The sequence below is a fragment of the Pseudomonas sp. BTN1 genome (genome assembly GCF_001907715.1).
Classification (GTDB): Bacteria; Pseudomonadota; Gammaproteobacteria; order Pseudomonadales; family Pseudomonadaceae; genus Aquipseudomonas; species Aquipseudomonas paracarnis.
Map to the genome: position 1 here is coordinate 159992 of NZ_MPBM01000024.1, position 12693 is coordinate 172684.

The window sequence follows — 12693 nt, forward strand, 5'->3', positions numbered from 1 at the left end:
GTACGTCTAGATGACCCGCGAAAATCGTTGCCTGTTCTGGTGCTCCAGGTAGGCATCGAACACCATGCACACTGAACGCACCAGCAAGCGCCCGGCCGGGAGCACACGAATGCCGTGGGCGTCCAACTCGATCAGGCCGTCGGCGGCCATCGTTTCCAGCTGCGGCCATAACTCGGCAAAATAACCGCGAAAATCGATGTTGTACGCCTGTTCGATCCCCTCGAATGCCAGGCTGAAATTGCAGATCAAATGCTGGATTACAGCCCGTCGCAACCGGTCGTCCGTAGTGCAGACCAGGCCGCGGCTGGTCGCCAATTGCGCACCCGCCAAGGCATTCTGGTACTGGTTCAGATCACTGCTGTTCTGGCAATACAGGTCGCCGATCTGACTGATCGCTGACACCCCCAGCCCAATCAAGTCGCAGTGCCCGTGGGTGGTGTAACCCTGGAAGTTGCGCTGCAGTTTGCCTTCTTCCTGGGCGACGGCCAATTCGTCGTCTGGCAGGGCAAAGTGGTCCATGCCGATGTAGCGGTAACCGGCCTGGGTCAGTTGTTCGATGGTGGTTTGCAGCATCAGCAGTTTTTCCGCTGGTGAGGGCAGCTCGTCAGTGTTGATCCGCCGTTGGGGCATGAAGCGTTCCGGCAGGTGCGCGTAGTTGAACACGGACAGGCGGTCAGGCTGTAAGCGGATGACTTCTTCCACGGTGCGCGCAAAGTTCAACGGCGACTGCTTGGGCAGGCCGTAGATCAGGTCGATATTGATCGAGCGAAATTGCAAGGTGCGCGCTGCATCGATCACGGCGCGGGTTTCTTCCAGGCTTTGCAGGCGGTTGACCGCCCGTTGCACCTCGGGGTCGAGGTCTTGCAGGCCGATGCTCACGCGGTTAAAGCCCAGTTCACGTAGCAGGCCCATGGTGGCCCAGTCGGCTTCGCGTGGGTCGATTTCGATGCCGTAGTCGCCCGAATCGTCATCCAGCAAATTGAAATGCTGGCGCAGGCATTTCATCACCTGGCGCAGTTCATCGTGGCTGAGAAACGTGGGCGTACCGCCGCCCAAATGCAGTTGCTCCACGGGCTGCTGCGGGTCGAGGTGGCAGGCCACCAGTTGGATTTCCTGCTCCAGGCGCTGCAGGTAGGCCTGGGCGCGGCCACGGTCCTTGGTGATCACCTTGTTGCAGGCGCAGTAGTAACAAATGTTGGCGCAGAACGGCACATGCACATACAGCGACAGTGGCCTTACGGCCTTGCGGCTGTCACGCAGGGCGTGGAGCAGGTCGAAGGTGCCGACCTGGCTGTCAAATTGTACGGCGGTGGGGTAGGACGTGTAGCGCGGTCCCGCCAAGTCGTAGCGGTGAATCAGATCTGTGTCCCAACGAATGGCGTCGAGCATGCGGGCGGTCCCCCGGATTGGCTAGTGGGCCGAGTCTAGGGGGAGGGCGGTGCAGGCATCTTGATTTGCATCAACGGGGAGCGGCGCTATGCCACAGGGCCTGCTAATGCCCCATTAGCCAGTGCTGATGGGGGCCGGGCAAGGTCCAGAGGCCGAAGATCATCACCAGCACCCCACCGGTCACCCGCACGCTGCGCTTGCGCAATAACGCCGTCACCCGTTCGGCGGCCAGCCCGGTGGCCAGTAGCACCGGCCAGGTGCCCAGCCCGAACGCCAGCATCAGCAAGGCGCTGTCCAGTGCATTGCCCTGGCTCGCCGCCCATAGCAGGGTGCTGTAGACGAGCCCGCACGGCAACCAGCCCCACAGCGCGCCTAGCAGCAAGGCACGGGGCAGGCTGGACACCGGCAGCAAACGGTTGGCCACCGGCTGCAGATGCCGCCACAGGCCGCGCCCCAGGCTTTCGATACGGGTGAGGCCGCTCCACCAGCCGGCCAGGTACAGGCCCATGCAGACCAACAGCAGGCCGGCGAGCACACGCATGAACATCGCCGCCGGGCTGTTGGCCACCGCCCAGCCGGCCAGGCCGATCAATAAACCAGCGGTGGCATAGCTGAGGATGCGCCCCAGGTTGTATGCCAGCAGCAGGCGAAAACGGCGGCTGCGCTGTTCCTTGGGGATCGCCAGGGTCAGCGCGCCCATCAGTCCGCCGCACATGCCCAGGCAATGGCCGCCGCCAAGCAGGCCTAGGATCAGCGCCGAGACCAGCAAGGGCGCCAGCTCAAGCATGGGGCGGCTCTTTGGGCGCTTGCTCAGGGTTGTTGGCTTCATCGATGGCGGCCAGGTGGTTCGGGTCCTGGTCGTCGAACAGCACGCTGTGGGCCGGGCCATCGAGGTCTTCGTACTGGCCGCTGTCCACGGCCCAGAAGAAGATGTAGATGGCCACGCCCACTAACAGCAGTGCCGCCGGAATCATTACATAGAGAGCTGGCATCTGTACTCCATGCCCACGCGGCTCAGGCCGGCAGCGAGCGGGTTACTGGGGCGGTGCCCGAGGCTTGCGCGCTCGGCAGGCGAGTGAGGCGCAACGCGTTGAGCACCACGGTCAACGAACTGAGGGACATGCCGATCGCCGCCCAGATCGGAGTGATCCAACCCAGGGCCGCAAACGGCAGCATAAGCCCATTGTACAACCCGGCCCACAACAGGTTCTCGATGATCACTCGGCGAGTGCGCCGCGCCAGGCTGAAGGCCTGCACCAGCGCATCCAGGCGGTTGGACAACAGCACCGCATCGGCGCTGGTTTTTGCCAGGTCGGTGGCCGAGCCCATCGCCACACTGATATCGGCAGCAGCCAACACCGGCACATCATTGACCCCATCGCCCAGCATCAGCACTTTGCGACCTTCCTTGTGCAGGTTTTGCAGTACCTGCAACTTGTCGTCAGGGCGCAGGCTGCCATGGGCCTCGTCGATACCCAGCTCAGAGGCGACACTGGCCACCATCGGCGAACTGTCGCCGGAGAGCAACAGCGTGCGCCAGCCCCGCGCCTTGCATGCGGCGAGCAAGGCGGGGGCGTCGCTGCGCAGACGGTCGTCGAGTACGAACCAGGCCAGCGCCCCGCTGCGGTCGCCCAGCAGCAGCCATTGCCCGGCTTCCTCCGGTGAGGCGGGAATCGCGCAGCCACTGAGTTCACAGACAAAACCCGGCTGGCCGATGCGCAACAGACGTTCTCCCACACGACCCTCCAGGCCCAGCCCTTGCGTGCTCAGCACTTCATCGGCGGCCAGCGGCGCACGGCCGAAGGCACGTGCAATCGGGTGTTCGGAACGGTTCTCCAGGGCGGCGGCAAGGCCCAGGCATTGGTCGCTGTCCAGCGCGCCGAGGGGCCGGATGGCGCGCAACGCCAGGCGCCCTTCGGTGAGGGTGCCGGTCTTGTCGAAAATCACCGTATCAATCTGGTTCAGGCCCTCCAGCACATGGCCGCGGGTCAGCAGTAACCCGAGACTGTGCAATGTACCGGTGGCGGCGGTAAGGGCGGTGGGCGTGGCCAGCGACAGGGCGCACGGACAGGTCGCCACCAGCATCGCCAGCACAATCCAGAACGCCCGGGTGGGGTCCAGCTCCCACCACAGCAGGCCGATCAGTGCGGCGGCGATCAGCGAGCACAACAGGAACCACTGCGCAGCGCGGTCGGCGATCTGCGCCAGGCGAGGCTTCTCGGCCTGGGCGCGCTCCAGCAGACGCACGATGGCGGACAAGCGCGTGTCATGTCCCAGGGCGCGCACTTGGACGGTCAGCGCGCCTTCGACATTCAGCGTGCCGGCCGTGACGCTCTCACCCGTGCGCCGAGGTTGCGGCAGGTACTCGCCGGTCAGCAGGGATTCATCGATGCTGGATTGGCCGTCGAGAATCACGCCATCCGCCGGCAGTACGGAGCCGGGGTGTACCAGCACGCGATCACCCAGCGCCAATTCGCTAAGCAGGATGCGCTCGCTCTGGCCATCGTCTTTGAGGCGCAGGCAGGAGGCGGGCAACAGGTTGACCAGTTGGGCGGTGGCTGCGGCAGTACGCTCCCGGGCGCGGCGCTCAAGGTAGCGTCCGGCCAGCAGGAACAGGGCAAACATGCCCACGGCATCGAAATACAACTCGCCTACGCCAGTGATCGCGGTCCAGATGCCGGCCAGGTACGCGCCGCCAATCGCCAGGGACACCGACACGTCCATGGTCAGGTGGCGGGTGCGCAAGTCACGCAGGGCGCCTTTGAAGAACGGCGCGCAGCTGTAGAACACGATGGGCGTGGTGAGAAACATTGCGACCCAGCGCAGGATGATGTGCAGCTCCGGGCTCAGGTCAATATTGAATTCCGGCCAGGTGGCCATGGTTGCCATCATGGCTTGGAACCACAGCAAGCCGGCGACTCCCAGTTGTCGCAGGGCCAGTCGATTCTCGCTGGCCAATTGTTCGGCGGCGCGGTCGGCCTGATAAGGATGGGCGGCGTAACCGATATGGCGCAGCTCGCTGAGCAGTTGGCTCAACGGCAATTGCCCATCGGCCCAGCGCACGTGCAGGCGGTGGTTGGACAGGTTCAATCGCGCTTCGGCCACCGCAGGCAGGCTGCGCAGGTGTTTCTCGATCAACCAGCCGCAGGCGGCGCAACTGATGCCTTCCATCAGCAGCGTGGTTTCGGCCAGGTCGCCCTGATGGCGTACAAAGGGTTTTTGCACATCGGCGCGGTCGTACAGCGCCAGCTCGTCCACCAACTGCACGGGCAGCGCCTCGGGGTTGGCCGAGGCTTCGCTGCGGTGTTGGTAATAGCTTTCCAGCCCGCCGTCCACTATCGCCTCGGCCACGGCCTGGCAGCCCGGGCAGCAGAGTTCACGGCGTTCGCCGAGGATCTGGGCGGTGAACCGACTGCCGGAGGGGACGGGTAGGGCGCAGTGGTAGCAGGGGGTGGGTTGGGTCATTGCTCAGTTCCGTAGATCGTTCCCACGCTTTGCGTGGGAATGTTGCCTGTGACGTTCTGCGTCACAAAGCAGACGCAGAGCGTCCAGCAAGGCGTTACCACGCAGAGCGTGGGAACGATCATCGTCTACTTCCTCAGGTCCTCGGCGCCCTGCAACGGTTCGTCACCCAGCAGCAAGTCCTTGTCGTGGCTGACCTCTTCTTCTTCGAACAGGCGCCAGGTGTTGCCGCCCTCCACGCCAAGCAGTTCCACGAAACGGCGACCTTCGACCTTGTCGGTGACCTGGCCGATGTAGCGACCGGGCTCGCTGTCGCTGCGGGTGAGGTTGATCTTGCGATCCTTCTCTGGCTGGGTCGGGGAGATCAGGTTCAGCTCCAGAGTATTTGGATTGCTGTAGCCAGTCAGTTGCAGCTCGACCTCGCCGGTCAGTTCGTCCAGGTGCAGCTTGCCGCGCAGTTGCAGGGTCTGGGCCAGGCGTTCGCGGTCCAGGGAGCGGTTGATGCCTTTGCCGGCCTCGTAGTAGTTGTCGTTGACCAGGTTGTCCGGGTTGTTCACTGCGATGGTCACCATGGACAAGGTCAGGGTCACTGAGCAGGCCAGAATCGCGATGATGATCCAGGGCCAGAGGTGTTTGTACCAAGGGCTGGCGGCAGTAGTTGCAGGCATGCGTGTGTTCCCTGTTAACGAACTTGTGGGCCGATGAATCGGCTCTTGGCTTCAATATGGACGCTGGTGTCATCGGCGTCCTTGAGGATGAAGGTCACCTCGTTGGTGCTCGACGGCAACTGCTCCGGCGCACTCGACAACTCCACCGGCATGCTGACGATATCGCCCGCGGCCACTTTGATTTCACGTCGGCCTTGCAGCTTGAGGTCTGGCAGGCCAGCGGCGTCGAGCACGTAGGTGTGGTCGCGCTGGTCTTTGTTCATGATCTTCAGGCTGTAGACGTTTTCGATGCGTCCTTCGGCGTTTTCACGGTACAGCACGCGGTCCTTGCTGACGTCGAAACCCACCAGCGAGCGCATGAAGAAGGCCGCCACCAACAGGCTGATCATCGCCAGCAACACCAGGGCGTAACCGATCAGGCGCGGGCGCAGCTTATGGGTTTTCTGCCCCGACAGGTTGTGTTCGGTGGTGTAGCTGATCAGGCCGCGTGGGTACTCCATCTTGTCCATGATGTTATCGCAGGCATCGATACAGGCGGCGCAACCGATGCACTCGATTTGCAGCCCGTCGCGGATATCGATACCGGTAGGGCACACCTGCACGCACATCGTGCAGTCGATGCAGTCGCCCAGGCCCTGGGCCTTGTAGTCGGTACCCTTTTTACGTGGGCCACGCACTTCGCCACGGCGGGGGTCATAGGACACGATCAAGGTGTCCTTGTCGAACATCACGCTCTGGAAGCGCGCATAGGGGCACATGTAGATGCACACCTGCTCACGCAGCCAGCCGGCGTTGCCGTAGGTGGCGAGGGTGAAGAAACCCACCCAGAAATACGACCAGCCATCGGCCTGGCCGGTGAAGAAATCGAATACCAGTTCACGGATCGGTGAAAAGTAGCCGACAAAAGTGAGGCCGGTGGCAAAGCCGATCAGCAGCCACAGGCTGTGCTTGCTGAATTTGCGCAGGAATTTGTTGGCGCTCATGGGCGCCTTGTCGAGCTTGATGCGCTGGTTGCGGTCGCCTTCGGTGACCTTTTCGCACCACATGAAGATCCATGTCCACACGCTTTGCGGGCAGGTATAGCCGCACCACACGCGCCCGGCGTATACGGTGATAAAGAACAGGCCAAAGGCCGCGACAATGAGAATGCCCGACAGCAGGATGAAATCCTGAGGCCAGAACGTTGCACCAAAAATAAAGAATTTACGCTCCGGCAGGTTCCACCATACCGCCTGGTGACCCCCCCAGTTCAGCCACACGGTGCCGAAGTACAGCAGAAACAGAGCGGCACCGCCGACCATGCGCAGATTGCGGAACAAGCCAGTGAAGGCGCGGGTGTAAATCTTCTCACGCGAAGCGTAGAGGTCGACGGTTTTGGCAGGCGGGGTAACGTCATGTACCGGTATCTGGTCGCTCATCATTGCATCCCACGGCGGTGGAGATTTGCCTCGGCCAGTACGTGCCAGCCGGGGTCAAATTAAGGGTGTTGCAGTGGCCTAATGATACGCCCCCGATGGTGCGCAAAGGGTGCGACCTTTGGTCGCGTTGGGGGAAATCAATTGATGGTGTACGTGACCTGGATCAATTGACTTGGCAAGTATGGACGGTTTTTGTCGCTGTGGTGACGCGGCAGGTCTCAAGGCCATCCCGTCAACAGGCCCGGTCTTGAATGTGCAGGAGGACAAATGTGGGAGCTGGCTTGCCTGCGAAAGCGATGGGCCGGTCAGCCTATTTGTGACTGACAGAGCGCTTTCGCAGGCACGCCAGCTCCCACCCCGGATCTAAGCTTTTCAAGAAATGACCCCGCCGCTCTTCAGTGGCGAGGCCATGGCGTGTTGCAGCTAACTTTACTGCTCCTCAGCCTTCTTATCCCCATGAGACAAGCTATACACATACGCCGCAAGCAAGTGCACTTTGTCATTGCCCTGCAACTGCTCCTGCGCCGGCATCTGGCCCTGGCGGCCATAACGGATGGTCTGCTGCAGTTGCGCGAAGCTTGAACCGTAGATGAACGCACCCGGATGCGTCAGGTCGGGCGCGCCCATGGCTGGGGTGCCTTTACCGGCCGGGCCGTGGCAGGCCACGCAGTTGGCGGCGAAGAGTTTCTCACCGTTGGCCACATCGGCCTTGGCGCCTTCCGGCAGTTTGCGGCCATCGAGTTGGGTCACCACAAAGCCTGCTACGTCAGCCACGCCTTGCTCACCGATGACTTCGGCCCAGCCCGGCATCACCGCGTGGCGGCCCTTCATGATGGTTTCCTTGATGGTGTTGGGTTCACCGCCCCAGCGCCAGTCGGCGTCGGTCAGGTTGGGGAAGCCGTAGGCGCCTTTGGCGTCGGAGCCGTGGCACACCGAGCAGTTGGAGGCGAACAGGCGGCCGCCCATCTTCAAGGCTTGCGGGTCCTTGGCGACTTCTTCAATCGGCATCGACGCGAATTTGGCGAAGATCGGCCCGAACTTGGCCTCCGACCTGGCCATTTCCTTTTCCCACTCGTGCACGCCGGTCCAGCCGGTCTGGCCGTTGGCGAACGGGGTTTGCTTGTCGTTGTCGAGGTAGTTGTAGCCTGGCAGCAGGCCCTTCCAGTTGCCGAGGCCAGGGTAGAGCACCAGGTAACCAAGGGCGAAGACGATGGTGCCGACAAACAGCATGAACCACCACTTGGGCAGCGGGTTGTCGTACTCCTCGATGCCGTCGAACGAGTGGCCGACGGTCTCGTCCGTCTGCTCGGTGCGCTGGCCCTTGCGGGTCGACAGCAGCAGCCAGGTCAGGGCGAAGATGGTACCCAGACTGAGGACTGTGACGTACAGACTCCAGAACGTAGTCATTCTTTGTTACTCCTAGAAGCTTGCTCGACGTGCTTGATGGCTTCGGGGTCATCTGCGAAGGGCAGCATGGTCGCGTCGTCAAACTCCGACTTGCGCCGTGGGCTGAACACCCACAACGCCAGGCCGATAAAGGCCACCATCACCACAACGGTGCCCAGGCCACGAATCATCCCGATATCCATGTAGGTCACCGTTTGCTTTTGATGATGGTGCCAAGGCCTTGCAGGTAGGCCACCAATGCGTCCATTTCGGTCTTGCCCTTCACGGCGGCGGCCGCACCGGCGATGTCTTCGTCGGTGTAGGGCACGCCCAGGGTGCGCAAGACTTCCATCTTCTTCGCGGTGTCCTTGCCGTCGAGCTTGTTTTCCACGAGGAACGGGTACGCCGGCATTTTCGACTCAGGCACGACGTTGCGCGGGTTGTACAGGTGCGCACGCTGCCAGTCATCGGAGTAACGCCCGCCCACACGGGCCAGGTCCGGGCCGGTGCGCTTGGAACCCCACAGGAACGGGTGGTCCCACACGCTTTCACCGGCGACCGAGTAGTGGCCGTAGCGTTCGGTTTCGGCGCGGAAGGGGCGGATCATCTGCGAGTGGCAGCCCACGCAACCGTTGGCGATGTAAACGTCGCGGCCTTCCAGTTCAAGGGCGGTGCGCGGCTTCATGCCTTCGACCGGCTTGTTGGTCACGTCCTGGAAAAACAGTGGGACGATTTGGGTCAGGCCGCCAATGCTCACGGCGATGACCATGAAGAAGGCCAGCAGGCCGATGTTCTTCTCGACGACTTCATGCTTCATCAGTGAGCTCCCACAACGGCGATCTTGGCGGCGGCTTCGGCTTCTACAGGGTCGCTGGCACGCACGGTGCGCCAGACGTTGTAGGCCATCAACAGCATGCCACTGGCAAAGAACGCACCGCCCAGGGCACGTACGATAAAGCCCGGGTGGCTGGCTTGCAGCGCTTCGACGAAGGAATAGGTGAGGGTGCCGTCATCGTTGATCGCACGCCACATCAGGCCCTGGGTGATGCCGTTGACCCACATCGACGCGATGTAGAGCACGGTGCCGATAGTGGCCAGCCAGAAGTGTGCGTTGATCAGCCCGACGCTGTGCATCTGCACGCGGCCGAACAGTTTGGGGATCATGTGGTACAGCGCGCCGATGGAGATCATCGCCACCCAGCCCAGCGCCCCGGCGTGTACATGGCCGATGGTCCAGTCGGTGTAGTGGGACAGCGAGTTGACGGTCTTGATCGCCATCATCGGACCTTCAAAGGTCGACATGCCGTAGAACGCCAGGGACACCACCAGAAACCGCAGGATCGGGTCGGTGCGCAGCTTATGCCAGGCGCCCGAGAGGGTCATCATGCCGTTGATCATGCCGCCCCAGCTTGGCGCCAGCAGGATGATCGACATCGCCATGCCCAGGGACTGTGCCCAATCCGGCAAGGCGGTGTAGTGCAAGTGGTGAGGGCCGGCCCAGATGTACAGGGTGATCAGCGCCCAGAAGTGCACGATGGACAGGCGATAAGAGTAGATCGGACGCTCGGCCTGCTTGGGCACGAAGTAGTACATCATCCCCAGGAAACCGGTGGTGAGGAAGAAGCCTACGGCGTTGTGGCCGTACCACCACTGGATCATCGCGTCCGTTGCGCCGGAATAGGCCGAATAGGACTTGAACAGGTTCACCGGCAGGGAGGCGTGGTTGACGATGTGCAGCATCGCCGTGACCACGATAAAGGCCCCGTAGAACCAGTTGCCTACGTAGATGTGCTTGGTCTTGCGCTTGACGATGGTGCCGAAGAACACCAGGCCGTAGGTCACCCACACAATGGCAAGCAAAATGGCGATCGGCCATTCCAGCTCAGCGTATTCCTTGGTGGTGGTGTAGCCCAGGGGCAGGCTGATGATGGCGCCGACGATGACCGCCTGCCAGCCCCAGAAGGTGAAGGCGGCAAGACCATCGGAAATCAGTCGCGTCTGGCAGGTGCGCTGCACGACATAGTAGGAGGTGGCAAACAGTGCACATCCGCCGAAGGCGAAGATCACCAGGTTGGTGTGCAGCGGGCGCAGGCGGCCGAAGGTCGTCCAGGGCAGGTCGAAATTCAATTGCGGCCAAACCAGTTGCGAGGCGATGAACACCCCGAGCCCCATGCCAAGGATCCCCCAGACCACCGTCATGATGGCGAACTGGCGGACTACCTTATAGTTATAAGCAGTCGGACTGATTGCTGTGCTCATTCTAAGGTTCCACGGTTTAGGTTTTTTTATAGGTAAAATCGGCCGCAAGTATGTAGAAACCGAGGGGCCATTGCAACGCAATGGCTGACCTGTATCAATGCGTTCCACGCCAGATTCTGCGCCCTTTCCATGTTTGGTGTAAGGATAAAGACCGAAATAGAAAGCTGATCAAGTGGACAGGAATTTTAGGGGGCGCAACGAATACCGTCGTCTACGCCAGAATTGCTCCACTGTGGGAACAAGCGTAGACCCGAATAGGAGGAGGGGAAAGTTGGGTTTGGAAGGGGTGCGACACTTGGTCGCGACTTGTGCCTGTGGCGAGGGAGCAAGCTCCCTCGCCACAGATAAGGCTTTTACTGCGGTTGGCTATCTGGCGTTGCACCATCAGCGTTATGGGACAGGCTGTACACGTAAGCCGCCAGCAGGTGCACCTTGTCATTGCCTTGCAGCACGTCCTGGGCCGGCATCTGGCCCTGGCGACCATGGCGGATGGTCTGCTGCAACTGTGCCAGGCTGGTGCCGTAGATAAACCCGGCAGGCTCGGTCAGGTTGGGCGCGCCCATGGCTTCCACGCCGCGACCTTGCGGACCATGACACGCCACGCAGGTGGTGCTGAAGGCGGCTTGGCCGGCTGCCAGGTCGGCGGTGTTGTCGGCGGGCAACGGCAACTTGGCCAGGTCGTGGCGCACGTAAGCGGCGACGTTCTTCACCCCGTCCTCGCCCAGCACTTCACCCCAGGCCGGCATCGCCGCATGGCGACCGTTCAGAATGGTGGCCTTGATGGCCTCGGCCGAACCGCCCCAGCGCCAGTTGCTGTCCGCCAGGTTGGGGAAGCCATAGGCGCCCTTGGCGTCCGAGCCGTGGCATACCGCGCAGTTGGAGGCGAACAGGCGACCGCCCATCTTCAATGCTTGCGGGTCCTTGGCCACTTCTTCTACCGGCATGGCCGCGAACTTGGCGAAGATCGGCCCGAACCTGGCGTCGGCCTTGGCCATTTCCTTGTCCCATTCCTTGGTCTGGGTCCAGCCGTCCTCATAGCCCGGCAGTACACCTTTCCAGTTGCCCAGGCCCGGGTAGAGGATCAGGTAGCCGACGGCAAACACCAGGGTGCCGGCGAACAACATGAACCACCACTGGGGCAGCGGGTTGTCGTATTCCTCGATACCGTCGAAGGCGTGGCCCATGGTCTGGTCGACGCTGCCCTTGGTCTCGCCCTTGCGAGTGCCGACCAACAGCCAGGTCAGGCCGATGAGGCTGCCCAGGGTCAATACGCAGATCCATGTACTCCAGAACGTAGTCATGGCCGAGTGCTCCTTGTGGCTGGCTCTGCTTGAGCGTCGGGTGGGGAAGGTTCATCGGCAAACGGCAGCAGGCGCGCCTGCTCGAATTCCGCGTTGCGGCGGTTGTTGAACACCCACAGCGACAGGCCGATAAAGGCGATGGCGACCACCAGCGTGCCAAGGCCGCGGATGGTGCCTGCATCGAATTCAAATCCCATGGCTCACCTCTTGCTCTTGATGGCAGTGCCGAGCACTTGCAGGTAGGAAACCAGCGCGTCCATCTCGGTCTTGCCCTTGAGGCTGGCGACGGCGCCGTTGATGTCGTCGTCGGTGTACGGCACGCCGAGGGTGCGCATCACTTTCAACTTGGTCTCGGTGTGGCTGCTGTCGACGGCGGCGGTGACCAGCCATGGGTAGGCCGGCATTTTCGACTCTGGCACCACGTTGCGCGGGTTGTACAAGTGCGCGCGGTGCCAGTCGTCCGAGTAGCGTGCGCCGACGCGGGCCAGGTCCGGGCCGGTACGCTTGGAGCCCCACAGGAACGGGTGGTCCCACACGCTTTCGCCGGCCACCGAGTAGTGGCCGTAGCGCTCGGTCTCGGCGCGGAACGGGCGGATCATCTGCGAGTGGCACTGCACGCAGCCTTCACGGATGTAGATGTCGCGGCCTTCCAGTTGCAGCGCGGTGTAGGGCTTCATGCCTTCGACCGGCTTGTTGGTCACGTCCTGGAAGAACAGCGGGACGATCTGGGTCAGGCCGCCGATGCTCACGGCGAGCACCATCAGCAGCATCAACAGGCCGACGTTCTTTTCAATCGTTTCGTGTTTCATC

13 protein-coding genes are annotated in these 12693 nt (G+C 62.1%); all 13 read right to left on the bottom strand.

Annotated elements, in window-relative coordinates:
- Positions 1-6 precede the first annotated feature (6 nt).
- Positions 7-1389 (bottom strand): oxygen-independent coproporphyrinogen III oxidase, encoded by a 1383-nt coding sequence (hemN, locus tag BMH52_RS11215; RefSeq protein WP_072433665.1) that lies wholly within the window; start codon positions 1387-1389, stop codon positions 7-9.
- A 103-nt stretch (positions 1390-1492) separates the two neighbouring features.
- Complete coding sequence (locus BMH52_RS11220; RefSeq protein ID WP_073843719.1) at positions 1493-2176, bottom strand: sulfite exporter TauE/SafE family protein; 684 nt, start codon at positions 2174-2176, stop codon at positions 1493-1495.
- On the bottom strand, positions 2169-2381 hold the full coding sequence (ccoS, locus tag BMH52_RS11225) for a cbb3-type cytochrome oxidase assembly protein CcoS (RefSeq protein ID WP_014719448.1): 213 nt from the start codon (positions 2379-2381) through the stop codon (positions 2169-2171). Before ccoS ends, BMH52_RS11220 begins: the two co-directional genes overlap by 8 nt.
- A 22-nt stretch (positions 2382-2403) precedes the next feature.
- A complete protein-coding gene (locus BMH52_RS11230) occupies positions 2404-4854 on the bottom strand; it encodes a heavy metal translocating P-type ATPase (RefSeq protein ID WP_073843721.1) in 2451 nt (816 codons plus the stop codon).
- Positions 4855-4979: 125 nt separating this feature from the next.
- Positions 4980-5519, bottom strand: a complete 540-nt coding sequence (locus BMH52_RS11235; RefSeq protein WP_073452575.1) for a FixH family protein — start codon at positions 5517-5519, stop codon at positions 4980-4982.
- A 14-nt stretch (positions 5520-5533) separates the two neighbouring features.
- Positions 5534-6937: a cytochrome c oxidase accessory protein CcoG gene (ccoG, locus tag BMH52_RS11240; RefSeq protein ID WP_019820489.1), complete on the bottom strand. Its 1404-nt coding sequence runs from the start codon at positions 6935-6937 to the stop codon at positions 5534-5536.
- Between the two features lie 429 nt (positions 6938-7366).
- Positions 7367-8344 carry a cytochrome-c oxidase, cbb3-type subunit III gene (gene ccoP, locus BMH52_RS11245; protein WP_014719444.1) on the bottom strand — a complete coding sequence of 326 codons (978 nt, stop codon included), beginning with the start codon at positions 8342-8344 and terminating at the stop codon, positions 7367-7369.
- Positions 8341-8526 carry a CcoQ/FixQ family Cbb3-type cytochrome c oxidase assembly chaperone gene (locus BMH52_RS11250; RefSeq protein WP_003193169.1) on the bottom strand — a complete coding sequence of 62 codons (186 nt, stop codon included), beginning with the start codon at positions 8524-8526 and terminating at the stop codon, positions 8341-8343. Before BMH52_RS11250 ends, ccoP (BMH52_RS11245) begins: the two co-directional genes overlap by 4 nt.
- A 5-nt stretch (positions 8527-8531) precedes the next feature.
- Complete coding sequence (ccoO, locus tag BMH52_RS11255) at positions 8532-9140, bottom strand: cytochrome-c oxidase, cbb3-type subunit II (protein ID WP_003193167.1); 609 nt, start codon at positions 9138-9140, stop codon at positions 8532-8534.
- Entirely contained in the window at positions 9140-10582 is a 1443-nt protein-coding gene (gene ccoN, locus BMH52_RS11260; RefSeq protein ID WP_014719443.1) for a cytochrome-c oxidase, cbb3-type subunit I, read from the bottom strand. Before ccoN ends, ccoO (BMH52_RS11255) begins: the two co-directional genes overlap by 1 nt.
- Positions 10583-10935: 353 nt before the next feature.
- Entirely contained in the window at positions 10936-11883 is a 948-nt protein-coding gene (ccoP, locus tag BMH52_RS11265; protein ID WP_073843723.1) for a cytochrome-c oxidase, cbb3-type subunit III, read from the bottom strand.
- A complete protein-coding gene (locus BMH52_RS11270; protein ID WP_003193161.1) occupies positions 11880-12080 on the bottom strand; it encodes a cbb3-type cytochrome c oxidase subunit 3 in 201 nt (66 codons plus the stop codon). The genes ccoP (BMH52_RS11265) and BMH52_RS11270 overlap by 4 nt, the downstream gene beginning before the upstream one ends.
- Before the next feature lie 3 nt (positions 12081-12083).
- Complete coding sequence (gene ccoO, locus BMH52_RS11275; protein WP_003193159.1) at positions 12084-12692, bottom strand: cytochrome-c oxidase, cbb3-type subunit II; 609 nt, start codon at positions 12690-12692, stop codon at positions 12084-12086.
- Position 12693 lies beyond the last annotated feature (1 nt).